This window comes from Rhodoblastus acidophilus, assembly GCF_900187365.1.
GTDB classification, from domain to species: domain Bacteria; phylum Pseudomonadota; class Alphaproteobacteria; order Rhizobiales; family Beijerinckiaceae; genus Rhodoblastus; species Rhodoblastus acidophilus.
This window is the reverse complement of record NZ_FYDG01000007.1, coordinates 134,955-158,189: the sequence shown is the minus strand read 5'-3', so window position 1 is coordinate 158,189 and position 23,235 is coordinate 134,955. Positions and strand designations below refer to the sequence as shown.

Here is a 23,235-nt window from a genome sequence, read left to right as displayed (position 1 = left end):
CCGTCAAAGGGTTCGCGCCGCTTCCATCCTCCCGGAGGCTTACGCCGGCGCGAACTAGGGAGACTTGGCCCGGCGCTTCGGCGTCGGGCTTTTTTATTATATGCGCCGGCGATCTTCAGACGCGAGCCAGTTTCTCTCGCGCGGCGCTCGCAATGAAGGCGGAACGGGTGACGCCACCACGGGCGGCGGCATCGTCGATCGCCTCCAGGAGGCCAGCGTCCATGGTGAGATTGGCGCGCACACTCCGGCCGGCATCAAGCACGAGGGGCACGAGAACAGCGGTTTCGCCCTCGCCGATTTCGCCGCGCGCCAGCACATCCGCCACAGACGAGGGCGCGGGCACCGGATGATCGCCGTTTCTTTTGTAAGCGATGACGTCGCGCAGCGCGGCGATCACATCGGCCAGAGCGGCTTCTGGCGTTTCCCCAGCGCCGACGCAGCCGTCAATGTCCGCGATCCGCACGCCCCAATTATTCTCCGCGCCGTCGAGGATGCCGACGTAATAGGCCATTTTGCTCCTCCTTGAGCGATCTGGCGGGTCAGAACCAACCCGCCGCCTTGGCTATCGAGCGCGCCGTTCCGGGCGTCAGTTCACGGTGGCGGGGCACCGGGATCATGATGCCCGGCCGATCATCATGAACAAAACGATCATGGCTTCCGCCGCCGACGTTGTACCAGCCTTCAGCCTCAAGCCGAGCGATGATCTTGCGGGTGTTGGTCTCTGGCTTCGGCATGTCGCGCGCCCTTTCTGTGCAAATATATGCACGCATGTTCTGCGCGCGTCAAGGCAAAGCGTGCAAAATAATGCACGCTATTTGCGCCACGTTCGTTTGAGCGTTGCCGAAAAGAACCAGCTTTGAGCTTTAGCTCGTCAGGACAGCGGTGTTTTCGAACCCACTACCTCTGGCCCGCCAAGCAAGGCTGCTAATCGCCCTCCCCGCCGCCCTTCGCATCGTCAAAAGGTGCGGCGCGTCTCGAAAATTGCCATTACATTTCAATGAGGGAAAAAGCCGCCGCACCTTGACCTAAGGCTTTGAAATATATAGGCGCGTGGCACTTCTGTCGGGGTCGCCACCTCCCTCGAAAACTCTCGACGCCGTGCGCCCCCCGCGCGGAATGGACCTGATCAGCCCGCCTCGGCTTCGGCCGGCGCTGGTTTTTGCGTCTTCTATGTATTTTTCGGCGCCAAAACCCTCGCGGCATTGCGAAAAGCCCGGAGTTTTTCAGCAGCGCCTTTTGGCAGCCTCGGCGCAGGTCATGATTGGCCCCTTCGCGTTGGAGGGCGTTGTTTTGAATATCGCCGAAAAGTTTTTCAGGTCTCCGGATACGGTTCATATCATCGGCAAGAAACAGGTCGAGCCGTTCATCAAGACGATTGAAATGTGCCAACGCGCGGGCAAGAGCGATTTGCACTACGCCTATTATTACATGCGGAGCGTGAACGGCGGCGTGTGCCTCGACGACGCCGCCCTGAAATTCATCGAGGAAGGTTTTTGGGACTCCAATACCCTGGGCGATCCGCCGCAATCGCGAAATCCGCTCTACCGCATCTGCAATCGCAAGGCGTGACCGGCCGCCATCGTCCGGCTCGCAAGATTTGAGCGGCAATCGGCGCAGGCGTTCTTTCCGCGCCGCCGAGGCGCGCATCGTTTTCGCTCACTCGGCGCGGAATGAATAATCCCGCCTGCCCAAGGGTTGTAAAAAATGCCCATTCAACCTTTGATTTTATAAAATACGGCAGAAAGCCGGATTATAAGTGCTTTTGCCCATCGCATAAATACGTATGCCAATGTCCTGAAATTTATTCAATTTAAACATAATTTAAACCTATTTAATTCAATCTCGCTCCGTGTCGCAGCGCACTTTAAATTCGCGCATTAAAAAAGGAGCACCTCATGAAGACGCTGATGTCATTTTTCAAGGACGAATCCGGCGCGACCGCCATCGAATACGGCCTGATCGCCGCCCTTATCTCTGTTGTGGCCATCGCAACATTGACCACGGTCGGCACGAAGCTGAACGCCAAGTTCGAGGGCGTCTCGAACGGGCTCAACTGATCGCGACATTCAACGGCGACTCATGTCTTTTTCTTGATAATTCTGCTCGATCTCGCGCAGGATCCCGCCGGGGTCCGCGCGAGTTTTCGTCAGCATCAATCCAGGCGCGGGGGAGAAGGCGGCGTCCGCGCCGCAAAAATAAGAGCGCCCGCCAGTGCATCCGTGGCGAGCGCTCTCTCAAGTTCGCCGGCCGGGCCCTTAGCTCCCGACCGATCTGTTAACATTAATCGGTGAATCTTGCGCGAGCCTTGCCGGGCGACAGGCGCGCCGGACCGCAACCGCCGGCGCCCGAGCGATGGCTCCGCTTCGCCGCACGCCGTGCTTACGAATTGTTTATTCTGCTGCTTCAGCTTGGCGGCGCCCTCTCGAATCGGAACACCCCGTGCCGCCCGCGCAAAACTATGGCGAGCTTGTCCAGATCGTCTACATCAGCCGCAGCCTGGTCCGTGGAACGACGGCGGAGGTTGCGGCGGAGCTTGCCGATATTCTGGCGGTCTCGCGCCAACATAACCTGCGTGAGGATATTACCGGCGCGCTGTTCTTCAATGGGCGAGGCTTCGCGCAGACGCTCGAAGGCGCGCCGCTGGCCATCGCCGATTGCTACGCCAGAATCCTGAGGGACAAGCGCCACGAAGACGTGCGCCTGATCCAGCACGAATATATCGGCGCGCGCGGTTTCGCGGGCTGGGCCATGGCCTATTTCGCCGATGTCGGCGGCGCCGGCTTCACCCTTTCGCCCAATTTCCTGCATGAGATCATCGCCCGCAACGCCGACGCGGCCCCGGTGCTCGAACTGATGCGCCATCTGATGCGCGGCGCCTGAGGCCGCGACGCTTACGCGTCGTGACCCGCCGTCTCCATCATCGTGTTGAACTGGGCGAACAGCTCGTCGTAGCCGCCGCGGCGTTCGGCTTCGCGCAGGGGCAGCACGCGCTCGACCAGAATTTCCGGCGCGTCGGGATCGGCCTCCAGCGCGGCGAAGGTTTCGGCGACATAGTCCTCCAGCGCCATCGCCCGGGGATCGGCGGCCTGGCGCGCGCCGGTCAGCCCGGTGCGGACGTAGGGCGGCGCGATCTCGTGGACCTTGACCGGACTGGCGCGCAACTGCCAGCGCAGCGACTGGCTCCAGGAATGCAGAGCCGCCTTGGTGGCGCAATAGGTCGGCGTCTGCGCCAGCGGCAGGAAGCCCAGCCCCGAAGTGACATTGACCACGGCGGCCTCGGCCTGCGCCATCAACTGCGGCAGCAGCGCCAGCGTCAGCCGGATCGGACCGACCAGGTTGGTGGCGACGATGGCCTCGGCGGTCGCCAGCGCCGCCGCCGCGGCGGCGGGATCGCGCAGGTTTTCGGTCTGCATCATCCCGGCGTTGTTGATGAGCACGTTGAGGTCCGGCAGGATTTCTTTCGCCTGCGCCGCCAGACGCGCGATCGAATCGGGGTCGGTCACGTCGGCCGCCAGGATTTCGAGGCCGGGATGGGCGGCCGCCGCCTGCTCCAGGGTTTCGCGCTTGCGCCCGGCGATCAGCACGCGATTGCCCCGGTCGACAAAGCCCGTGGCGAGCCCGAGGCCGATCCCCGTTCCGCCGCCGGTGACGAGGATGGAATTGCCCGAAAGCTTCATCGCGAATTCTCCTATCGCAAACGCCCTTCATTTACGCTTTGACGCCGCAAAAGGTCCACCGTCCGTCCCACCGCAGCGTCTTCGCCAAATTGCTTACGTTTTCGGGCATTCAAGACTTGGCGGCGCCGGGTTGGCTGGATTAAAGAAGGCTCATGAGCCTTGTGACCGATTCCGGCGAACTTGCGGATCTCTGCCGCGAATTCGCCCAATATGAATTCGTGACGGTCGATACGGAGTTTCTCCGCGAGACGACCTTCTGGCCGAAAGTGTGCGTCATCCAGATGGCGTGCGACGCCAAAGCCGTCGCCATCGACGCGCTGGCGGACGGCCTCGACCTCTCGCCCTTCTTCGCCCTGATGGCCGACGAAAAGGTCACCAAGGTGTTTCACGCGGCGCGGCAGGATCTGGAAATCATCTGGAACCTCGCCAAGCTGATCCCGTCGCCGCTGTTCGACACCCAGGTCGCCGCCATGGTCTGCGGCTATGGCGACCAGATCGCTTATGGCGAACTGGCGCAGAGCCTGTGCAAGGTCACGCTCGACAAAAGTTCGCGTTTCACCGACTGGTCGCGGCGGCCGTTGTCGGAGGCGCAGGTGCATTACGCCATCGCCGACGTCACCCATTTGCGCGACATCTATCGCGCCTTGAAGCAGAAGCTGGAGAAGACCGGGCGTCTGCATTGGCTGACCGACGAAATGGCCACCCTGACCAACCAGGATTCCTATGAGATGCGGCCGGATCGCGCCTGGGAGCGCTACGCCCACCGCGCCCGCAAGCCGCGCGACCTCGCCGTGCTGATGGAGCTAGCGGCTTGGCGGGAGCAGGAGGCGCAGACCCGCGACGTGCCGCGCTCGCGCGTGCTCAAGGACGATATTCTGACCGAACTCGCGCTGGCGGCGCCCCGCACCGCCGACGCGCTCGGCAATCTGCGCGCCTTTCCGCGCGGCATGGAGCGTTCGCGCGCCGGCGCCGAGATTCTCGCGGCGATCGAACGCGGCCTCGAACGCGACCCCAAAACCCTGCCGAAGATCGACCGCGAGCGTCGCGGCAATGGCGCCGGCGCCACGGTCGAACTGTTAAAAGTGCTGTTGCGGCAGGTGGCGGAGGCGCAGGGCGTCGCCGCCAAGATGATCGCGACCACCGACGATCTCGAAGCGCTGGCCCATGACGACGACGCCGACATCGCCGCCCTCAAGGGCTGGCGGCGCGAGTTGTTCGGCGCCAAGGCCGTGCAATTGAAGCACGGCAAGCTGGCGTTGACCGTCGAGAACAACCGCGTGGTGACGCTGGAATATCACGACGGGGAATAGCCCCGTCGCGGCGGCGCGGGCGGCGCCGCGTCAAATCTCCAGGCAGATCTTGCCGAAATGCTTGTTGCTTTCCTGATGGCGGAAGGCCGCGACGATCTCCTCCAACGGAAACACCCGGTCGATCACCGGTTTTAGCCCGCTGGCGTCGATGGCGCGGATCATGTCTTGCTGCTGGCGGCGGCTGCCGACCAGCACCGCCTTCAGCTGCAACTGCCGAAGCAGCGCATTGACCAGCGGGAAATCCCCGGCGAGGCCGGTCAGAATGCCGATCACCGAAATATGGCCGTGCACGCGCGCGGCGATCATGCTCTGCGCCAGCGTCGCGGGTCCGCCGACCTCGATGACGTGATCGACGCCGCGCCCGTCGGTGAAATCGCGCACCTTCTCGCCCCATTCCGGCGTGACGCGATAGTTGATGAGGTGATCGGCGCCCAGCGCCTTCAACTTCTCCAGCTTGCGCTCGCTGGACGAGGTGGCGATCACCGTGGCGCCGGCCTGTTTGGCGAATTGCAGCGCGAAAATCGACACGCCGCCTGTCCCCTGCACCAGCACGGTGTCGCCGGCCTTGACGCGGCCTTCCTCATGCAGCGCGCGCCAGGCGGTCAGGCCCGCCGTGGTCAGTGTGGCGCTCTCCACCGCGCTCCAGCCTTTTGGCGCATGGGTGAAACCGCGCGCGGGCGCCGTGACGACTTCTCTTGCAAAGCCGTCGACGCCGTCGCCGGGGGTGGTGGCGAAGCCGTCCACCTCGGGCTCGCCGTCGAGCCAGGTCGGGAAGAACGTGCTGACCACGAGATCGCCAGCCTTGAATTCGGTCACGCCCGGGCCGACCGCCACGACCTCGCCGGCGCCGTCGGCCATGGGGATGCGCGGCTCGGTCGGCCCCCACATGCCGCTGACCACGGCGTAATCGTGATAATTGAGCGAGGAGCCGCGCAGCCGCACCTGGATGTCGCCGCATTGCGGCGTCGAGGCCGGACGCCGCTCCACGATCACGTTGTCGAAACCGCCGCCCGGCTGCACCACAATCGCTTTGGTCATAACGCCTCCCTGTTTTGTCGTATTTGACCGCAGATGTTCAATCGGCGCGAGTCGACGTTGGTACAGTCGCGCGGCGCGGAGCAAAAACGGCGATGGCGAGGCCCATCAGCACCACGGCGATGCCGGCGAGTGTCGCCGCGTTGAGGGTTTCCCCGAAGATCAACGCGGCGCTCGACAGGCCGAACACCGGAACCAGCAGCGAAAACGGCGCGACCAGCGCGACGGGGTGACGGCTGAGCAGCCAAGACCACAAGCCGTAGCCGACCATGGTGGGGCCATAGGCCAGGAACGCCGCCCCGCCCCACACAGTCAGGCTCGGATGCGTCACGGCGCGGACGATCGCGGAATGATCCTCCAGCGCCCAGGACAGCGCCAGCAGCGGCGCCGGCGAAAACAGGCTCGACCAGACGATGAAGCCGAGCATGTGGACCCGGCCCGCCCGGATCGAGAACAGGTTGCCCGCCGCCCAGAACGCGGCGGCGGCGACCACGGCGACGAAGGGCAGGACGGGAGAAGCGGCGCCGCGAGAAACCGCGATCAGCGCGACCCCGGCCAGGGCGACTCCGGCGCCGAGCATTTGCGCGGCGCGCGGCTTTTGCCGGAGAAACGCCCAGGCCAGCAGGATGGTGAAGACGGACTGGATCTGGATCACCAGCGAAGCCAGCCCCGCCGGCATCCCAAACTTGATCGCGGCGAACAGCAGGCCGAACTGGCCGACGCCAATGCACAGGCCATAGCCGGCGAGATCGAACAGCCGCGCCTTGGGCCGGGGAACGAACACCACCAAGGGAACGGCGGCGAGAAAAAACCGCAGCGCCGTAAACGCGAGCGGCGGCGCCTCGGCGACGCCCGCCTTGATGGCGATGAAGCTGAAGCCCCACAGCGCCGCGATCAGCACCGCGAGCGCCAAATCGCGCGGCGACAGCCTGTCCGTCACGCCACCGCCAGGATCGGCTTGCGCCCGAGCAGCCGCGCCAGCTGCTTGAGCCGGCCGTTCAGCCTTTCGCCGGCGAGATCGGCCAGGTCGGGCGGCAGGGTCAACAGCAGTTCGCCGCGCGCGCAGGTCAATTTTACACGGGGCAGCACTCCTGGGGTGGAGGCCGAAACGATATAGGCGACGCGTTGCAGCGCGCCCATGATGCGGGCGCGATCCATCAGGCGCGGCGTGGCCAGCCCCCGGATCAGCGGATTGACGTCCTCCTCCATGCCGATATGGCGATAGGCCACGGCCATGCCGAGATAGGCGCGTCCGGGATGATCGACGCCCATGGTCGGCGTGTTCGCCAGCAGATCCATGGCGAAATCGGCGCGATGATCCGGCGAGGTGCGCCAGCCGATGTCGCCGTACAGGCAGGCGGCGTGGCGCAGCCGTTTCTCCTCCGCCGTCTCGTTGAGCTGGCTCGACGCGAAAAAGGCGTCGGTCCAGTGAATCATGTCCTCTCCGTGTCCCGGAGCGCGCGAGCGCAACAGATTATACGTGCGCGCCGCCTCCAGCAGCGGGTCGAGCGCGCGGGTCGCGGCGTCGAGCTGGTTGTAAAGCAGGCCTTCGCGCACGCCGCCGATCGACACCACCACCCGCGCCGGCTTGCCGCGCCGGATGATCTCCTCCAGCGCCACCGCGCCATAGGCCAGCGACGGCCGGCGCTGCTGCGACACCACGCCGACGGCCACCAGCGCCTCGCAGTCCACGCGCTCGACCAGCGTGGCGAAATCCAGCGCGTCGCGCGCCGGAATTTCATAGCCGTGCATCACCCCGAGCGGATAATTACGCTGGTGCATGTGCAGCTTGGCCAGCGCCCGCCACGTGCCGCCCACGGCGTAAAAAGTTCGCCCGCGCAAACCTTCCAGCGGCGCCGCCTCCGCCAGCGCGGCGCGCGCGATCTTGGCCGCCGCCTTGGGCGAGGCGCCCGAGGCGTCCATCAGCGCGAGAGCGCCGAGCTTGAGCGACACGCCCGGGCCGGGCCGGCCGTCCTTGATGTCGATCAGCTCCAGCGAGCCGCCGCCGAGATCGCCGACCACGCCATCGGCTTGATGAATGGTCGAGATCACGCCGAGCGCCGAAAGCTCGGCCTCGCGGGCGCCCGAAATCAGCTCGATCGGCCGGCCGATGGCCTCGCCGGCGGCGGCGAGAAAGGCCGGGCCATTGGCGGCGTCGCGGGCGGCGGCGGTGGCGATCGGCCTGATGTCCTCGATCTTCATGATGTCGCACAGCTTGCGAAAGCGCCGCAGCGCCGCCAGCGCCCGGTCCATGCTTTCAGCCGCCAGTTCGCCGGTGGTGGCGACGCCGCGCCCCAGGCCGCACATCGCCTTTTCGTTGAAGATCGGCGACGGCGAGCGCGTCACGCCCTCATAGGCGACCAGACGCACCGAATTCGAGCCGATATCGACGATGGCCGCCGGCTTGACGCCCGGCAGCCTGCCTTGACCTTGAGACATTTCAGTTCCGCTCGCGCTTCTTGAACAAGGGCTTGGGGCTCGACTCGCGCAAGCTCTTGCCCCGTCCCGACAGCGACGGATTGGTCATGAAATATTTATGCAGGTTGAACGGCTCCTCGTTCGGCGCGCGCTCCAGATGCACCGAGGAGCCGTCGGGCAGAATCCGGTAGGATTGCTGGTTGTCCATCATATTGGCGACGAGAATCTGGTCGAGCACCTGCTCGTGCGTGGTGGGATTGGTCACCGGCAGCAACGATTCGACGCGGCGGTCGAGATTGCGCTGCATCAGGTCGGCCGAGGAAATGTAGACATAGGCCTTCTTGTGCGGCAGGCCGTGGCCGCCGCCGAAAGCGTAGATGCGGGTGTGCTCCAGGAAGCGCCCGATGATCGACTTGACCCTGATGTTTTCCGACAGCCCCGGCACGCCCGGCCGCAGACAACAAATGCCGCGCACCACGAAATCAATGGAGACGCCGGCCTGGCTGGCGTCATAAAGCGCGTCGATCATTTCCGGATCGACCAGGGCGTTGCACTTGCCCCAGATCGCCGCCGGGCGGCCCGCCTTGGCATGGGCGACCTCCTCGGCGATATGCTGCAGCAGCTTTTTCTTGAGCGAGATCGGCGACACCGCCATGCGCTCCAGCCCGACTGGCTCGGCGTAGCCGGTGATGAAGTTGAAGATGCGCGAGACGTCGCGGCCGACAGCGGGATCGGCGGTGAACAGCGAGACGTCGGTGTAAATCTTGGCGGTGATCGGATGATAATTGCCGGTGCCGATATGGCAATAAGTGGCGAGCCCGCCGCTCTCTCGCCGCACCACGATCGACAATTTGGCGTGGGTTTTCAGCTCGATGAAGCCGAACACCACCTGCGCGCCGGCGCGTTCGAGGTCGCGCGCCCAGCGGATGTTGGCCTCTTCGTCGAACCGCGCCTTGAGTTCGACCAGCGCCGTCACCGACTTGCCGGCCTCCGCCGCCTCCACCAGCGCGCGCACGATCGGGCTGTCGGAGGAGGTGCGGTAGAGCGTCTGCTTGATGGCGACGACATTGGGGTCGCGCGCCGCCTGCATCAGGAATTGCACCACCGCGTCGAAGCTCTCATAGGGGTGGTGGACGACGAGATCCTTCTGCTTGATCGCCAGCAGAATGTCGCCGCCGTTTTCGCGCACGCGCTCGGGAAAGCGCGGCGTGTACGGTTTGAACTTCAGGTCGACGCGCGGCAGGCTCACCACTTCGGACAAATCCTTCAGCGCCAGCATGCCGTCGAGCGCGATCACCTCGTCGGCCTCGACGTCCATCTCCTCCGCGACAAAAGCGCGCAGGTCGGCGGGCATTTGCGCATCGGTCTCCAGCCGGATCACCGAACCGCGCCGGCGCCGCTTCAGCGCGGTCTCGAACAGCCGCACGAGATCCTCGGCCTCTTCCTCGATTTCGATATCGCTGTCGCGGACGATGCGGAACAGGCCCTTGCCCTTCACCGCATAGCCCGGAAACAGTTTTTGGATATGGGTGAGGATCAGCGTCTCCATCGCCACCAGGCGGAACCCGCCGGGCAGATCCGGCAGGCGGACGAAGCGCTCGATGTTCTGCGGCACGCGCACCAAAGCCTTCATGCGCTCGACGCCGGCGCTGTCCTGGAAGGGATGGCCGCCGCCTTCCTCAAGGTCGAGCGCCAGCGACAGGCCAAGATTGGGAATGAACGGGAAGGGATGCGCCGGGTCGATGGCGAGCGGCGTCAGGATGGGAAAGACATGCTGGAAGAAATAGTCGTCCAGCCAGAGTTTTTCCGCCTTGTTCAGCTCGTCGGGATTGACGATGGCGATGCCCTCGCCGAACAGCTCCTCCTGCAGGTCGAGCCAGCGCCGGGTCTGCTCGCGGGCGAGCAGGCTGACGCGCGCGTGGATCAGCGGCAGGTTCTCGGCGGGGGTCAGGCCGTCGTCGGACGGGGTCTCCACCCCGCTGCGCAATTGGCCGCGCAGGCCGGCGACGCGCACCATGAAGAATTCGTCGAGATTGTTGGCGGAAATCGACACGAAGCGCACCCGCTCCAGCAGCGGATGGCCGGGATTGGAGGCCTCCAGCAGAACGCGGCGGTTGAATTCCAGCCAGGACAATTCGCGATTGATGAAGCGCTTGGGCGAAAGCCGGAGATTCTCGTCCGCCAGCGCGGCCTCGGCCGGCTCGGTCATGGCGGTTACGGGTTCCATCGCCTCGGTCATCTCACGCTCTTTCGGTTTGGCCTGGACGGCTGCGGCATAATGTCTCCCCATCCTTCGACGCGTCAATCGTTCACCTGTGTCATAATTCCTCGTCTTCGCCGCCAAATTGCGGATGGGCGCGCAAAAATTCGCCGGCGAAGGCGCGCGTCACCGCCCGCCCCCGCGCCAAAGCCTCGCGGTCGAGCGCGCACACCAGTTCGCCGCAGGCGGCGAGCGACCGCTCCATGCGCGCGGCCAGATAGGCGATGGTGGCGGCGTCGACGCGAATTTGCCGATCGTCGAACAGTTTGACCAGAATCGCGTGCAAAAACGCTTCGTCGGGCGCGGCGATCTGCGCCTGCGGCATCCGGCGCAGGCGCGACAGCAGATCCGGCGTCCGCACGCCCCAAAGATCGGGCGCGCGCGCCGCCGTCAGCATCAGCCCGGCGCCGCTTTCCATGAACAGGTTGAGCAGGTGGAACAGCTCCTTTTCCGGCGCGTTCTCGGCGTCCTCCAACAGCAGCGCCCCTTCTCCGGCGAGGAGCGGCGGGCTGGCGGCGTCCATGTCGCGGCCCTGAAAAATCCGCGCGCCCGCCCGCGCCGCCCAAATGGCGCCGAGATGGCTCTTGCCCGCGCCCGAAGGGCCGGTGAGGAGCAGCATCCGGCGCGGCCAGTCGGGCCACAGCCGCACCAGCGCCAGGGCCTCGGCGTTGCAGGGGCTTTCAAGGAAATCCTGTTCGCCGAACCGGGGCGACAGCGCCAGATCCAGCGGCAATTGGCGGGTCATGTCGGATCGAGATCCATGCCGTGAAACAGCGCGCTTTGCTTGTAGCGCCGCGCCGCGAAACGCACGAGAACGCCCGCGGCCGCCGCCGCGGGGACGGCGAGGATCATGCCGGCGAAGCCGAACAGGCTGCCAAACGCCAGCAAGGCGAAGATCAGCCAGACCGGATGCAGCCCGACCGACTCGCCGACCAGTTTGGGCGTGAGGAAATTGCCCTCGAGGAATTGGCCGACCACCACCACCGCCATGGCCTCGCCGAACAGCCCGACGCCCGGCCAGCCCTGGACGATGGCCACCACGGCGGAAAACACCAGCGCGGTGAGCGAGCCGACATAGGGAATGAAGCTGAGCAGGCCCGCCGACGTCCCGATCAGAAAGCCGAAATTGAGGCCGATCATCGACAGGCCGACGCCGTACCACAAGCCAAGGAACAGGCAGACCAGCGACTGCCCGCGCAGAAAACCGCTGAGGGCGCGGTCGATGTCGCCGGCGATCTCGATCACCGTGGCGCGATGGCGCGGCGGCACCAGACTGCGCAGCACGGCGATCATCTCGTCCCAATCCAGCAGCAGGTAGAAGGTGACGACCGGCGTGATCACCGTCAGCGTGACGATGCCGACCAGCGCCTGGCCGCCCGACCAGATGCTCTTGAGGAAATTGCCGGCCCATTGCACGCCCTGGCCGACGAAATTGCCCAGGGATTTCTGAATGGTTTCGGTGGCGCTGGCGCCGTCGACGCCGAACTTCTGCAGCCAGTCGCCGCCATATTTCTGCAAGAGGTCGGCGGCCTGCTCCGTGCTCAGGGTCTGAAGCCGCGCGGCATAGACCGGCAGACTTTCCGCGAAGCCGACCACCTGCCGCCCCAGCACGGGCGCCAGCACCAGCAGCACGATGGTCAGCACCACCACGAAGCCCGCCACGATCACCAGCGTCGCGCTGAGGCGGTTGAGGCCGAGTTTCTGCAACCGGTCGGCGACGGGGTCGAGCACATAGCCAAGGATCAGCGCGGCGACGAAGGGCGCCAGCACGCTGGCGAACATGTAGAGGCCGAGGCTGGCCAGCACCAGCATCAGCAACCAGAACGCCACCTGCCATTCAATGCGCATGAGTCAGCCCTCGACGAGCGGACGTCACGCAGTCATATGCGCGACCCACCTCCTGAAATAGGCCGCGAGCGAGGCCAAGGTCAATGCCGCCACCAGCCAGACGCCGGCGGCGAACCACGGCGTCGGCAACCCGAACGCCAGCGAGCCCAACAGCAGCGCGACAAAGGCGATCTGCGCCGCCGTATTGGCTTTGGACAGCACATGCGGGCTGATGGTCATCGGCTTGTCGAGCAGCCAGCACAGCAAAACGGCGCCCACTATCAACAGGTCGCGCGTCACCACCAGCAGCACCAGGAACAGCGGCGCCTGGCCGATCGACGCCAGCGTGATGTAATTGCACACCAACAGCGCCTTGTCGGCGAGGGCGTCGAGATAGGCGCCCAGTTCCGAGCGCAGGTCGAAGCGCCGGGCGATCCAGCCGTCCAGCGCGTCGGACAGACCGGCCACCACGAAGATCGCCAGCGCCTCCTGCCAGCGACGCTCGATGATCATCTCCACCGAGAGCGGCGCGAGCACCAGCCGCGCCAGGCTGATCAGGTTGGGAATGAAGGCGAACCAGGTCCGGGACATGGCGACTCGACGCAACGACACGGGCTCAATATGCGGCGGGCGCCGTTGCGTGACAAGAGCGGCGCCGACCAGGCTCGATCAGATCAGGCCGCGGCGGGGGCGCGCGGCGCCCGGCGCAGCAGCGGAATCATCACGATAATCGCCGCGATCAGGAACACGATCTCCAGAATATAGACCGTGTTGTAGGGCGTGGCGACGCCGAACGGCTGCGCGATCGGCAGGGCCGCGACCACGTCGCGGATCACGCCGCCGAGCGCGATGGCGACGCCCGCCGCCGAGGCCTGGACCGCGCCCCAGGCGCCCAGCGCCAATCCCGTCTGCTCCTCCGGGGCCAGCTGCATGGTCGCGGTCAGCGTGCCATGGCCGAACAGGCCGGCGCCGAAGCCGATCAGGGCCGTGCCGAAGGCGAACAAAGCCATGGAATGCAGCGGCGCCGCCAGAATGACCGAGAGGAAGGCGGGAATGCCGATCAGGGCGCCGTAAGTCGCCATGCGGAACGGATCGGCGCCGCGGCTGAGGACGCGCGAGGCCAGCGCGAAGCCGAACAGACCGCCGATCGCCAGCGCCGCCGTGAGCTTAGTGGTCTGCCCGACCGTCAAATGCAGCACCTGGCCGCCATAGGGTTCGAGCAGCACGTCCTCCATGCTGAAGGCCATGGTCCCCAGGCCGACCGCAACCAAGCGTCGCACGGCGCCGAGGCCGGAGGTGAAGCTCTGCCACGCCTCGCGGAACGACGGCATGCGCTGGACGACGCGTTCGACGTTTCCGGGCCGGCGCGTCTCCTGCTTCCACAGCGCGACGACATTGAGAACCAGGGTGGCGACGGCCGCGGTCTGGATGACCTGGATCAGCCGCGCCGGGGAGAAATCGGCCAGCGCGTAACCGAACAGCTGCGCGCAGACGATCATGCCGGCCAGCAGCGAGACATACATCAGCCCGACGACCTTGGGCTTGGATTCCTCGGGCGCGAGATCGGTGGCGAGGGCCAGGCCGACGGTCTGGATCATGTGCAGGCCGGCGCCGACCAGCAGAAACGCGACGCCGCCGCCGATATAGCCGATCCAGGCCGGCGCTTGATTGGAATGGCCCTGCCCGGTCAGCACCAGAATCGCGAAGGGCATGATCGACAGGCCGCCGAACTGCAGCAGGGCGCCCTTCCAGATGAACGGCACGCGTTTCCAGCCGAGGGCGGATTCGTGATTGTCCGAGCGAAATCCGATCAAGGCGCGCAGCGGCGCGAAGACGAGCGGCAGCGAGACCATCACGCCGACCAGCGAGGCCGGGGCGCCGAGCTCGACGATCATCACGCGGTTGAGCGTCCCGACCAGCAGGACCAGCGCCATGCCGACCGACACCTGGAACAGGGACAGGCGCAACAGCCTGGAAAGCGGCAGCTCCGGCGTGGCCGCATCCGCGAACGGGAGGTAGCGGGCGCCGCGCGCCACCCATGCCCGCATCACCTTCTCGCTGAATCGGTTCATGACGTGGAAACCCAAGGTTACGATGATTCGAACAACGGGCCGGCGCGGAACGACGTCGACGCCAAACGCCCGAGAGGCGGACGGATTTCCGACGCCGGACCCGCGACCGCCCCTAATGAAGAAACGACCGGCATCGCGCGACACCGGCCGTCAGAAAAGCCTTAACAGCTCATGCGGCGTCGGATGACGCCACGTTCAGCTTAGCCGACGATCGTGGTCTCGATCGCCGCAGCCTTCTTCAGGCCGCCCTGCCAGTAGGCCGGGAACCACGTGGTGTGCGACAGCACAGCAGCGTGGACGAGGATCGCGATAACGGTGACGGAGCCGAGCAGCAGCGGCAGGCCGACGCTCGGGTTGACAACGGTCCAAATCTTGCCCTGGTTCATATCAGAGACTCCTCAATGCAGCCAAGGGGAGAAAGCAAACGCGAGAACGTGCGCGAAGATCGCGATCACGAAGAACACGCGGGTGCCGTCGATGACATGCTTGTGCAGCTCTTCGGATTCGGCCGCGGTCAAACCCGTCAGCCCCTTTACATCATCAGCCATTGTCCACCTCTCATAAATGCCGCGGACTGTTTTAGACCTGCAAGCAGGCCTTCGTCCGTAGCCAGGAGGCCTGCATCGTTGCGAGGACCTCGCTTCGGTGCAGGCGACCGTCACTATATATTGACACTTGCCACTGTCAAGCTGCTGTGACATAAATTTCGGCGGAACACGGCTTCATTTCGGAACCGTTGGCGCGGTTGGGTTTCTCCTTCCTTTAGCTGGGTTTCCCGGCGAAACGGGACAATGCGACGGATCGTGTTGGGGCGCGTGCTGCGGCTTCCCGCATATGTCGGAAGCAAAGGCTGGTTTTATGTGGGAAGGGGCTGGTCCGCCCGGTCTGAAGGGCGCAAAGTCTAGGAGTTAAGGGCTTGCGTCGAAGAAAAGCTTGTTCGCCTGGCGCCGAAGCGCTTGTTCGGAAGAGAGGGAAGTTGGCATGACCACGATCATCACGCGGCTTTATGCCGCAGAGGAGCAGGCGATCGCCGCCGTCAATGCTCTGAAGCATAAGTTTGGGGACGATGAGATCAGCCTGGTCACGCGAAAGAGCGGCGGGGACGTCAAGGCCAAGATCGCGAAGGGCGGCGTCAAGGAAGCGCAGGCCGTCTCGCTCGCGGACGCCGTCCGCCGCGGCGGCGCCGTAGTGACCGTGCGGGCCGCCTGGGGCTTCGCGCATGACGCGATCAAGCAGTTGGAGGCGCATAAGCCGGTCGAGCGGACCGAACGCCACGTCGTCACCGCCGCCGCCGGCAAGTCCAACCCGGCGCCGCTCTCGGCCCTGCTGCGCATTCCGGTGATCGAGGATTTCGGCGCCGACATCCTGCTGATCGACGCCGCGGCGCCGCTGTCGGACGCCCTGAACATTCCGACGCTGCTGGACGTCAAGCCCAAGGCGACCCTGATCGACAAGCCGGCCCTGCTCTCCGACATCCTCAACGTGCCGACGATCATCCGCACCAAGCCGTTCTCCGCCCTGCTCCCGACCACGGCCGGCGTGGCGCTGCTGGACATCGCGGCCCCGCTGTCCGATCTGCTGAACCTGCCGACGATTCTGCGCTCGAAGCCGATGGCCACCCTGATCGACAAGGCCGCCCTGCTGTCCGACAGCCTGGGCCTGCCGACCGTCATCAGCACCAAGCCGTTCTCGAAGCTGCTGCCGAACAATGGCGGCGTGATGTTGCTCGACATCGCCGCGCCGCTGTCCAAGCTGCTCGGCCTGCCGACGACGATCGCCACCAAGTCGAACACCAAGCTGATCGATCAGGCGGCTCCGCTGTCCGACAGCCTGAGCCTGTCGACCGTCATTCAGACCAAGCCGTTCTCGAAGCTGCTGCCGACCCAGGCCGGCGTGACCCTGATCGACAATCCGGCGCCGCTGTCCAAGCTGCTCGGCCTGCCGACGACGATCGCCACCAAATCGAACACCAAGCTGATCGACAAGGCGGCCCCGCTGTCCGACGCGCTGAACATCCCGACCTCGGTCGAGACCAAGCGCGAAGACCTGCTGCCGTGCGGACCGTCGAAGACCGTCCTGCTCGACTGCGCCGACCCGATTTCGCGCCTGTTCTTCTTCCCGCTGAAGAAGAGAGACTGAGACGCGCCGCCGGCTTCGCTCGCAACGAGCGGAGCCGGTCGCTCTCGCGCCAGCCTTGGGCGTGAATCATGAAGGCCGATCCCCTCGGGGGACCGGCCCTTAGCCGTATCAGAACACCGCGTGATCGCCGCGATCGGGCGCAGCGTCCCCCGCGAGCACGCGCGCGTAAAAATCGGCCAGCGTTTCCGAGCCGGTCGAGGGAGTCGCCTCCGCATCGTAACGACCCGTTTCGGGGTCGAGCGCCAGCATGGATTCGACGGCGTAATAGCGGCCGATTCGAGCGAATTCGGCTTTTTCGGCCAGGCGCGACGACAAGGGCGCGAGCAGGCTGAGGACGCCGATGATCGCGTCGAGCAGCGCGACCGGAACTTTTTTAAACCGGGGCGGACGGCCCAGCAGCGAAAACAGGATCTCGCCCTGCCGCCGCGGCGTGATGGCTTCGCCCGGGCCGCCGATCGGCAGCACGCGGTTCCAGCGCGACTCGTCGTCGAGACATTCGGCCAGATAGGCGCCGAGATCGTCGTCGCTGATCGGCTTGCACGCCGTCAGCGTTCCATCGCCGAAAATCAGGAACGGCTTGCCCTTGCGGACGCGCTCGATCTGCCCCGACAGCGATTTGAAAAAGGCGGTGGGCCGCACGATCGAATAGGTCAGGCCCGATTCGATCAACGCCTTCTCAAAGGCGAGCTTGGCGTGCTGGAACGCCAGTTGCGGCTTTTGGACGCAGATGGCCGAAAGCTGGACGAACTGGCCGACGCCGGCCTGCCGCGCCGCCGCGAGCAGATTCACATGCGCCTGATAATCGATGGCCCAGGCGTCCCTGGGCGCGCCGGTGCGCGAGGCCATGCAGGATACAACCGCGTCGAAGGTCTCGCCCGAAAATCCCTCCGCCAGCGAAGCGGGGTCGGCGAAATCGACGTAGCGGACGGCGGCGCCCTCGATCTCCGTGCGTTCGGCGGCGCCCGGGCGGCGGCGCAGCAGGCAGACCACTTCGGCGCCGCGCCGCATCAGGGCGCGGGCGGTGGCGCGCCCGATGGTGCCGGTGGCGCCGGCGAGGCAAACTTTTCGCGCGCGGCGCGGCGGCGCGGCTTGTTCGGACTCGGTCATTGCATGCGATCCCCAGACCAGTCGGCGCCTCGCGCCGCCAGACCTCTTAACAGCCGCGCCCGCGCCGCCGCAAGCGGGGCTCAGTTGAGGCCGTTCGAGGCCGCCACGAACTTGCCGTTCAGCTTGGTTCCCGCGCCCTTCAGCGTCGCGATGGCCGTCACCGAAATCAGCGCGGCGATCAGGCCGTATTCGATCGCCGTCGCGCCGGAATCGTCGCGAACGAAGCGGGCGAGCGCGCCCTTGAGGCTGCGCAGCTTGCGTTCGATGGTCCCCTCGGGACCGCATGGGAGATGAAGCGGCATGTCCTGACCTTCCGTAGGTGAACGCGTTGATCTTAGGTCAGGGGTACACGCGTCAGCTTGACGCAGCGTTATATAGAAGGCCCGCAGAAAGTTAATGCGCGTTAACGATGACGCCGGCCGGCCATTTCCACATGACTGCGGCCGCCTTGCGTCGTCCCGCCTTGCCAGCCCCGCCCCAAGCCGCTAGAGCAAGGAGAGAACAAGGCAGCCGCCGGTTTTTCGCGAAAACATCGTGAAAATGAAGGAAGCTGGAGCCGCGGCGGTTCGACCGGACCGCCAGCTCCGGCGCAGGCGCGTAAGACGAGAGAGCCTCATGACCAAGCCCGGCGACAAGCCCGCGGGACTGACCTATGCCCAGGCCGGCGTCGATATCGACGCGGGCGCCCGCATGGTGGAACTGATCAAGCCGCTGGTGCGCGCCACGCGGCGGCGCGGCGCCGACGCCGAAATCGGCGGCTTCGGCGGCCTGTTCGACCTCAAGGCTGCCGGCTTTTCCGATCCGATCCTGGTCGCCGCCAACGACGGCGTCGGCACCAAGGTCAAGATCGCCATCGAATCCGGCATTCACGACACGGTCGGCATCGACCTCGTCGCCATGTGCGTCAACGACCTCGTGGTGCAGGGCGCCGAACCGCTGTTCTTCCTTGATTATTACGCCACCGGCCATCTGGAGCCGGAAACCGGCGCGCAGATCGTCAAGGGCATCGCGGCGGGCTGCCTCGAAGCCGGCGCGGCGCTGATCGGCGGCGAGACCGCCGAAATGCCCGGCGTTTACAGCGGCGGCGATTATGACCTCGCCGGCTTCGCCGTCGGCGCCGCCGAACGCGGCGACCTGTTGCCGCGCGCCAATGTTTCCGCGGGCGACCTCGTGTTCGGCCTGCGCTCGTCGGGCGTGCATTCCAACGGCTATTCGCTGGTGCGCAAGATCGTCGAGCGCGCCGGCCTGAAATGGGACGCGCCGGCGCCGTTCGCCGACGGCAAGACGCTGGCGCAGGCGCTGCTGGAGCCGACCCGAATCTACGTCAAGCCGATGCTGCAGGCGCTGCGCCAGACCACGGCGATCAAGGCGCTGGCCCATATCACCGGCGGCGGCTATCCCGAAAATGTGCCGCGCGTGCTGCCGGAGGGGCTGGGCGTGCGGATCGACCTCGGCGCGATCCCCGTCTTGCCGGTGTTCCGCTGGCTGGCCGAACAGGGCAATGTCGCCGAGCGGGAAATGCTGCGCACGTTCAACTGCGGCCTGGGCATGATCGTGGTCGGCGCCGCCGGCAAGGCGCGGGAGATCGAGGACGCGCTGCGCGCCTCCGGCGAAGACCCCGTGCTGCTGGGCGAAGTGATCCCGGCTCAGGGCGAGCGCGTGATCTATGAAGGAAAACTGGCGCTGTGAGTCGTCAACGCACCGCCGTGCTGATTTCCGGGCGCGGCTCCAACATGCGGTCGCTGGTCGCCGCCGCCAAGGCCGAGGATTTTCCGGCCGAGGTCGCGCTGGTCCTCTCCAATGTCGCCGACGCCGCCGGGCTGGATTTCGCCCGGTCCGAGGGCATCGCGACCAAGGTGGTGGACCACAAGGCGTTCGACTCGCGCGAAACTTTCGAGCGCGCCGTGCAGGCGGTGCTGGAGGCGCATGGGATCGAACTGGTGTGCCTCGCCGGCTTCATGCGGCTGCTGTCGCCCTGGTTCGTCGAAAGCTGGCGCGACCGGATGCTGAACGTCCACCCTGCCCTGCTGCCGTCCTATCGCGGCTTGCACACCCATGAGCGGGCGCTGGCCGACGGCGTGAAGATTCATGGCGCCACCGTGCATTTCGTCGTGCCGGAAATGGACGCCGGGCCGATCATCGCCCAGGCCGCCGTTGCGGTGCGCGGCGACGACACGCCGCAAACCCTCGGCGCCCGCGTGCTGGAGCAGGAGCATGTGATCTATCCGCGCGCGCTGGCGCTGGTGGCGTCGGGCGCGGCGCGGGTGGACGGCGCCCGCGTGGTCGTCGCCGGAGAGCCGGCGCCGGGGGCGGCGCTGGTTTCGCCCGGCGCGGGCTTGGCGCATTAGGGCGCGCCGACTCAGGCGATGAATTTCACTACGCCGCCATCGACGCGCAAAGCCGCGCCATTGGTGGCCGAGGCCTGCGGCGAACAGACGTAAACCACCATATTGGCGACTTCCTCGACCTCGGCGAGACGGCCCAGCAGCGACGTCGGCCGATGCTCGCGGACGAAGCGCGCCTCCATTTCGGGCTGCGGGACGCCAGCGTCGGCGGCCATTTTGCCGAAAAAGTCGGACACGCCCTCCGACCGCGTCGGCCCCGGCAGCACCGCATTGACGGTGACGCCGGTGCCGGCGGTCTCCTCGGCGACGCCGCGCGACACCGCGAGCTGCGCCGTTTTGGTCATGCCGTAATGGACCATCTCTTTCGGCGTATTGAGGCCGGATTCGCTGGAAATAAACACGATGCGGCCCCAATTGGCGGCGAGCATCTGCGGCAGATAGGCGCGGGCGGTGCGCACGCCGCTCAGCACGTTGACTTCAAAGAAGCGCAGCCAGTCGGCGTCGGGAATTTCCAAAAAAGGCTTGGGTTCGAACACGCCGAGATTGTTGACGAGAATGTCGGCGCGCGGTTGGGCGGCCACCAGCGTCTCCACGCCTTCGGCGGTTCCGAGATCCGCCGCCACGCCAAAAACCTCGGCGTCCGGAAATTCCGCCCGCAGCTTGCCAAGGGCCTCATCGACCCGTCGCTGGGTGCGTCCGCTCACCACCACCCGCGCCCCGGCCTGCGCCAGCCCTCGGACGATGGCAAAGCCGATGCCCGAGGTGGAGCCGGTGACGATGGCGGTCTTGCCGGTCAAATCAATGCGCATGAAAATGTTCTCCGTTGTTCCATGAACACTATAGACGGCAAGGAAACGCGGGACGCGCGCGGCATGTTCGCTCACGCCCCTGTGCGATTCCGCAAGCGAGAGGGTGCGAGGGCGTGCGCTTGGCTCGGCCGCATGAGCGACGGCGCCGCCGATCAGGGCGCGCGTTGTGCGAGGGCGACGCCGGGGGCGCGGGACTCCAGAGCCAAACCGTTCACGGAGAGGCGCGCCGCCGCGTCAAACAGATAGACGCGCACGTGCGGCGACGCGAACGCCGGAGATTTTTGCGTCACCCATGCGTTTGGCTTGTCGAAAACCGGATCATCCGCCGTGACGACGAATCCCGACAGCCTGTAGCGCGCCGCGAGGGTTTCCGCCTCGGCAATCGTCGTCGTCTCGCTGGAGAAAACCGGCGTCAGTTCGGCGATGCGGGCGTTAACGTCATGGTTCGCGGCTCCAAACAGACGCGCTTCATGATAGTCGGCGACCGCTGCGGAGAAGCGCCCGTACAGTCCGAAATTGAATGAGAAATCTTGTCTCGGCTGCGCCTGCATCCTTGCGCCGGCGGCCAAATTGGCGTCGAGCCACGTGAAGGCGCGGCGTTCCTCCAGGTTCAGGACTCGCGTCATGGCGTTGTCGGGAAAGGCGGTTCGGATCAGATAGAACGACAGCGGGATGTCGGCGTAGCCAATCATCAGGCAGATCGAGGCCACGGAGACCAGGCTTTTGCGGTCGAACAGCAGTCCGGCGCGGATCGCGGCCAGCGTCCAGATCAGCAGGGCCGTCTGTGCGAACAGCATGATGCGCCAGCCCAGATCATTGTTGATCATGGTCGAGCGCAGGAAGGACCCGATGAGGAAGGAAGCGGCGGCCGATAAAACGAGGATCAATCCGATGTCGGTCTTCAACCCGTTTCGTCCCGCCGCCCGCCAGAAGGCGACGCCGCCCAGTGCGAAGATTCCGAACTGGATCACATAGACCAGCGCCATGACCGTGAGATGCGCGAGCGCATCGAGCGCGGGATTCGCGAATTGGTAAGGCAGCATATGGGCGTTGCGCATGGCGAAAGCGATCGGCGCTTCTCCGGTCGCGCGCCCGACGACCGTTGCGAGCCACGGCGCCGCGAACACAGCCGCCAGCGCTCCCGCGGCAAGGAGTCCCGCCGCATCTCGGAAACGGCGGTTGACGAGAAGCGCCGCCAGCCAAAGCGCGGCGGTCGCCGCCGCGCCCATCGCAATATAGACCGACAGTCCCGCGGCGGAGGCGAAGGCGAGACCGGCCAGCAGAACTCGGCGCGGGTCGGGCGCCGCCGGCCGCGCCAGCGCGATGAATCCAACAAAGGCGGCGATGAGCGCGGCGGCGTGGTGAGGCGTCCAAAGCGCGGTGGAAACCCAGGTGGTGATTTGGTCGGCCCATGTTTCCGGCGTGTTCGGGGCTTGTCCGTCGAGCGCCATCCGGGTCCAGGGAATGAGATCGAGGCCTGCCGCCAAAAGCAGCCCGATCATCCAGACGATCGGGCTTTTCGACCCTGAACGGGACTTGACGGCTTCGTTGGCGCCGCTGCGTTTCCACAATTCAGCCATCAGCGCCAACAGAGCGAATGCGGCGACGCTGGCGCCGGCGTAGGCGGCGTGGCGCGCCTGCGCTCCGAACAGGTGGTGGCAAACGAGGTCGACGCAGGCGGTGAGCGTGTAGAAGAAGTAGTAATAGGCGGCCCTGTGTTCCGGCTCGTAAAACGCCGGATTCCATGGCGGCGTCGCCGATTGCGCGATCGCCCATGTCGACTCGGCGTGCTTGACGTAGTCGATGATGAGAAGGCTGTGCTTCAACCCGCCCGCCATCGGCCAGTCGATCAGAAGGACGATCGACACGACGACGCTTGCGAAGGCGACGGCGAGCCAAGCGGCGGCGCGTCGGTCGGGCCTGCCAATGCCGCGCATGAGCGCCGGCAGTCCGGCGAAGGCGATGACGCCGGCGAGCGACGCCATGGCGACGACGCCAAAACGTCCGGCGAGATCGAGCATGACGGGCAAACAGGCGAGCGCGCACAGCAGCGCGACGCCGGCGCGTTCAAAACCGCTGGCGTCGTCAAAGCCAGGGAATTTCAGTTCGCGCGCAAGAAACGATCCCGCGCCGAGCAGCATCAACAGGAATAGGCCAACGCAACCAAGCGTCGAGAAAAAATCCGACCAGAAAAGGGTCATGGCGGTCTATCGCTATAATAAATGGCGCAAACTGA

General features: G+C 65.7%; 24 protein-coding genes. 7 read left to right on the top strand and 17 right to left on the bottom strand.

Annotated elements, in window-relative coordinates; all coding sequences use genetic code 11:
• Positions 1-115: 115 nt before the first annotated feature.
• A complete protein-coding gene (locus CFB24_RS14695) occupies positions 116-511 on the bottom strand; it encodes a type II toxin-antitoxin system HicB family antitoxin (RefSeq protein ID WP_088521383.1) in 396 nt (131 codons plus the stop codon).
• A 28-nt stretch (positions 512-539) separates the two neighbouring features.
• Positions 540-734, bottom strand: coding sequence for a type II toxin-antitoxin system HicA family toxin (locus tag CFB24_RS14690; RefSeq protein ID WP_088521382.1), 195 nt, complete (start codon positions 732-734; stop codon positions 540-542).
• 523 nt (positions 735-1,257) lie between these two features.
• Between CFB24_RS14690 and CFB24_RS14685 the strand changes: the two genes are divergently transcribed.
• The 3 genes from CFB24_RS14685 to CFB24_RS14675 all read left to right on the top strand — a co-directional run bounded on the left by CFB24_RS14685 (position 1,258) and on the right by CFB24_RS14675 (position 2,880).
• Complete coding sequence (locus CFB24_RS14685; RefSeq protein ID WP_141098456.1) at positions 1,258-1,569, top strand: hypothetical protein; 312 nt, start codon at positions 1,258-1,260, stop codon at positions 1,567-1,569.
• A gap of 326 nt (positions 1,570-1,895) precedes the next feature.
• Positions 1,896-2,057 (top strand): Flp family type IVb pilin, encoded by a 162-nt coding sequence (locus CFB24_RS14680; RefSeq protein ID WP_088521380.1) that lies wholly within the window; start codon positions 1,896-1,898, stop codon positions 2,055-2,057.
• A gap of 382 nt (positions 2,058-2,439) precedes the next feature.
• Positions 2,440-2,880, top strand: a complete 441-nt coding sequence (locus CFB24_RS14675) for a BLUF domain-containing protein (protein ID WP_158255258.1) — start codon at positions 2,440-2,442, stop codon at positions 2,878-2,880.
• 11 nt (positions 2,881-2,891) lie between these two features.
• Here the strand turns inward: CFB24_RS14675 and CFB24_RS14670 are convergent, their stop codons facing one another.
• Positions 2,892-3,677 carry an SDR family oxidoreductase gene (locus tag CFB24_RS14670; RefSeq protein WP_088521378.1) on the bottom strand — a complete coding sequence of 262 codons (786 nt, stop codon included), beginning with the start codon at positions 3,675-3,677 and terminating at the stop codon, positions 2,892-2,894.
• A 152-nt stretch (positions 3,678-3,829) separates the two neighbouring features.
• Between CFB24_RS14670 and rnd the strand changes: the two genes are divergently transcribed.
• Positions 3,830-4,987: a ribonuclease D gene (rnd, locus tag CFB24_RS14665; RefSeq protein ID WP_088521377.1), complete on the top strand. Its 1,158-nt coding sequence runs from the start codon at positions 3,830-3,832 to the stop codon at positions 4,985-4,987.
• Between the two features lie 30 nt (positions 4,988-5,017).
• Here rnd and CFB24_RS14660 read toward each other — a convergent pair whose 3' ends face one another.
• The 10 genes from CFB24_RS14660 to pufB all read right to left on the bottom strand — a co-directional run bounded on the left by CFB24_RS14660 (position 5,018) and on the right by pufB (position 15,147).
• Positions 5,018-6,025, bottom strand: coding sequence for a zinc-dependent alcohol dehydrogenase family protein (locus CFB24_RS14660; RefSeq protein ID WP_088521376.1), 1,008 nt, complete (start codon positions 6,023-6,025; stop codon positions 5,018-5,020).
• Positions 6,026-6,062: 37 nt separating this feature from the next.
• Positions 6,063-6,962, bottom strand: a complete 900-nt coding sequence (locus CFB24_RS14655) for an EamA family transporter (RefSeq protein WP_088521375.1) — start codon at positions 6,960-6,962, stop codon at positions 6,063-6,065.
• A complete protein-coding gene (ppx, locus tag CFB24_RS14650) occupies positions 6,959-8,461 on the bottom strand; it encodes an exopolyphosphatase (protein WP_088521374.1) in 1,503 nt (500 codons plus the stop codon). Before ppx ends, CFB24_RS14655 begins: the two co-directional genes overlap by 4 nt.
• 1 nt (position 8,462) lies before the next feature.
• Positions 8,463-10,730 carry an RNA degradosome polyphosphate kinase gene (locus CFB24_RS14645; RefSeq protein WP_088521373.1) on the bottom strand — a complete coding sequence of 756 codons (2,268 nt, stop codon included), beginning with the start codon at positions 10,728-10,730 and terminating at the stop codon, positions 8,463-8,465.
• A 28-nt stretch (positions 10,731-10,758) separates the two neighbouring features.
• Positions 10,759-11,445, bottom strand: a complete 687-nt coding sequence (locus tag CFB24_RS14640; protein WP_088521372.1) for a P-loop NTPase family protein — start codon at positions 11,443-11,445, stop codon at positions 10,759-10,761.
• Complete coding sequence (locus tag CFB24_RS14635; RefSeq protein ID WP_088521371.1) at positions 11,442-12,548, bottom strand: AI-2E family transporter; 1,107 nt, start codon at positions 12,546-12,548, stop codon at positions 11,442-11,444. The genes CFB24_RS14640 and CFB24_RS14635 overlap by 4 nt, the downstream gene beginning before the upstream one ends.
• Before the next feature lie 24 nt (positions 12,549-12,572).
• The gene (locus tag CFB24_RS14630) at positions 12,573-13,118 is read right to left on the bottom strand and encodes a CDP-alcohol phosphatidyltransferase family protein (protein ID WP_088521370.1); all 546 of its coding nucleotides are present in this window, start codon (positions 13,116-13,118) and stop codon (positions 12,573-12,575) included.
• Between the two features lie 83 nt (positions 13,119-13,201).
• Positions 13,202-14,599: a PucC family protein gene (locus CFB24_RS14625; protein ID WP_088521369.1), complete on the bottom strand. Its 1,398-nt coding sequence runs from the start codon at positions 14,597-14,599 to the stop codon at positions 13,202-13,204.
• Positions 14,600-14,799: 200 nt separating this feature from the next.
• On the bottom strand, positions 14,800-14,985 hold the full coding sequence (gene pufA / locus CFB24_RS14620; RefSeq protein ID WP_088521368.1) for a light-harvesting protein: 186 nt from the start codon (positions 14,983-14,985) through the stop codon (positions 14,800-14,802).
• A 12-nt stretch (positions 14,986-14,997) separates the two neighbouring features.
• The gene (pufB, locus tag CFB24_RS14615; RefSeq protein WP_088521367.1) at positions 14,998-15,147 is read right to left on the bottom strand and encodes a light-harvesting antenna LH1, beta subunit; all 150 of its coding nucleotides are present in this window, start codon (positions 15,145-15,147) and stop codon (positions 14,998-15,000) included.
• Between the two features lie 433 nt (positions 15,148-15,580).
• On the opposite strand from pufB, the gene CFB24_RS14610 reads away from it, so the two are divergent.
• Complete coding sequence (locus CFB24_RS14610; protein ID WP_088521366.1) at positions 15,581-16,738, top strand: hypothetical protein; 1,158 nt, start codon at positions 15,581-15,583, stop codon at positions 16,736-16,738.
• 108 nt (positions 16,739-16,846) lie between these two features.
• On the opposite strand, the gene CFB24_RS14605 is transcribed toward CFB24_RS14610, so the two are convergent.
• Both CFB24_RS14605 and CFB24_RS14600 read right to left on the bottom strand, forming a co-directional pair.
• Positions 16,847-17,845, bottom strand: a complete 999-nt coding sequence (locus tag CFB24_RS14605) for an NAD(P)H-binding protein (protein ID WP_088521365.1) — start codon at positions 17,843-17,845, stop codon at positions 16,847-16,849.
• A gap of 80 nt (positions 17,846-17,925) precedes the next feature.
• Positions 17,926-18,147: a Flp family type IVb pilin gene (locus CFB24_RS14600; RefSeq protein ID WP_088521364.1), complete on the bottom strand. Its 222-nt coding sequence runs from the start codon at positions 18,145-18,147 to the stop codon at positions 17,926-17,928.
• A 313-nt stretch (positions 18,148-18,460) separates the two neighbouring features.
• Here CFB24_RS14600 and purM point away from each other — a divergent pair, with 313 nt between their 5' ends.
• Complete coding sequence (gene purM / locus CFB24_RS14595) at positions 18,461-19,534, top strand: phosphoribosylformylglycinamidine cyclo-ligase (RefSeq protein WP_088521363.1); 1,074 nt, start codon at positions 18,461-18,463, stop codon at positions 19,532-19,534.
• Complete coding sequence (purN, locus tag CFB24_RS14590; RefSeq protein WP_088521362.1) at positions 19,531-20,193, top strand: phosphoribosylglycinamide formyltransferase; 663 nt, start codon at positions 19,531-19,533, stop codon at positions 20,191-20,193. The genes purM and purN overlap by 4 nt, the downstream gene beginning before the upstream one ends.
• Positions 20,194-20,204: 11 nt before the next feature.
• Here purN and CFB24_RS14585 read toward each other — a convergent pair whose 3' ends face one another.
• Together CFB24_RS14585 and CFB24_RS14580 are read right to left on the bottom strand one after the other, a co-directional pair.
• On the bottom strand, positions 20,205-20,999 hold the full coding sequence (locus tag CFB24_RS14585; RefSeq protein WP_088521361.1) for an SDR family NAD(P)-dependent oxidoreductase: 795 nt from the start codon (positions 20,997-20,999) through the stop codon (positions 20,205-20,207).
• Between the two features lie 152 nt (positions 21,000-21,151).
• Positions 21,152-23,200: a hypothetical protein gene (locus CFB24_RS14580; protein ID WP_088521360.1), complete on the bottom strand. Its 2,049-nt coding sequence runs from the start codon at positions 23,198-23,200 to the stop codon at positions 21,152-21,154.
• Positions 23,201-23,235: the final 35 nt, after the last annotated feature.

Bases quoted from the DNA above. Each gene is read 5' to 3' on its own strand.
- CFB24_RS14695 (WP_088521383.1), bottom strand. From the start codon at position 511: ATGGCCTATTACGTCGGCATCCTCGACGGCGCGGAGAATAATTGGGGC.
- CFB24_RS14690 (WP_088521382.1), bottom strand. From the start codon at position 734: ATGCCGAAGCCAGAGACCAACACCCGCAAGATCATCGCTCGGCTTGAG.
- CFB24_RS14685 (WP_141098456.1), top strand. From the start codon at position 1,258: ATGATTGGCCCCTTCGCGTTGGAGGGCGTTGTTTTGAATATCGCCGAA.
- CFB24_RS14680 (WP_088521380.1), top strand. From the start codon at position 1,896: ATGAAGACGCTGATGTCATTTTTCAAGGACGAATCCGGCGCGACCGCC.
- CFB24_RS14670 (WP_088521378.1), bottom strand. From the start codon at position 3,677: ATGAAGCTTTCGGGCAATTCCATCCTCGTCACCGGCGGCGGAACGGGG.
- rnd (WP_088521377.1), top strand. From the start codon at position 3,830: ATGAGCCTTGTGACCGATTCCGGCGAACTTGCGGATCTCTGCCGCGAA.
- CFB24_RS14660 (WP_088521376.1), bottom strand. From the start codon at position 6,025: ATGACCAAAGCGATTGTGGTGCAGCCGGGCGGCGGTTTCGACAACGTG.
- ppx (WP_088521374.1), bottom strand. From the start codon at position 8,461: ATGTCTCAAGGTCAAGGCAGGCTGCCGGGCGTCAAGCCGGCGGCCATC.
- CFB24_RS14645 (WP_088521373.1), bottom strand. From the start codon at position 10,730: ATGGGGAGACATTATGCCGCAGCCGTCCAGGCCAAACCGAAAGAGCGT.
- CFB24_RS14640 (WP_088521372.1), bottom strand. From the start codon at position 11,445: ATGACCCGCCAATTGCCGCTGGATCTGGCGCTGTCGCCCCGGTTCGGC.
- CFB24_RS14635 (WP_088521371.1), bottom strand. From the start codon at position 12,548: ATGCGCATTGAATGGCAGGTGGCGTTCTGGTTGCTGATGCTGGTGCTG.
- CFB24_RS14630 (WP_088521370.1), bottom strand. From the start codon at position 13,118: ATGTCCCGGACCTGGTTCGCCTTCATTCCCAACCTGATCAGCCTGGCG.
- CFB24_RS14625 (WP_088521369.1), bottom strand. From the start codon at position 14,599: ATGAACCGATTCAGCGAGAAGGTGATGCGGGCATGGGTGGCGCGCGGC.
- pufA (WP_088521368.1), bottom strand. From the start codon at position 14,985: ATGAACCAGGGCAAGATTTGGACCGTTGTCAACCCGAGCGTCGGCCTG.
- pufB (WP_088521367.1), bottom strand. From the start codon at position 15,147: ATGGCTGATGATGTAAAGGGGCTGACGGGTTTGACCGCGGCCGAATCC.
- CFB24_RS14610 (WP_088521366.1), top strand. From the start codon at position 15,581: ATGACCACGATCATCACGCGGCTTTATGCCGCAGAGGAGCAGGCGATC.
- CFB24_RS14605 (WP_088521365.1), bottom strand. From the start codon at position 17,845: ATGACCGAGTCCGAACAAGCCGCGCCGCCGCGCCGCGCGCGAAAAGTT.
- CFB24_RS14600 (WP_088521364.1), bottom strand. From the start codon at position 18,147: ATGCCGCTTCATCTCCCATGCGGTCCCGAGGGGACCATCGAACGCAAG.
- purM (WP_088521363.1), top strand. From the start codon at position 18,461: ATGACCAAGCCCGGCGACAAGCCCGCGGGACTGACCTATGCCCAGGCC.
- CFB24_RS14585 (WP_088521361.1), bottom strand. From the start codon at position 20,999: ATGCGCATTGATTTGACCGGCAAGACCGCCATCGTCACCGGCTCCACC.
- CFB24_RS14580 (WP_088521360.1), bottom strand. From the start codon at position 23,200: ATGACCCTTTTCTGGTCGGATTTTTTCTCGACGCTTGGTTGCGTTGGC.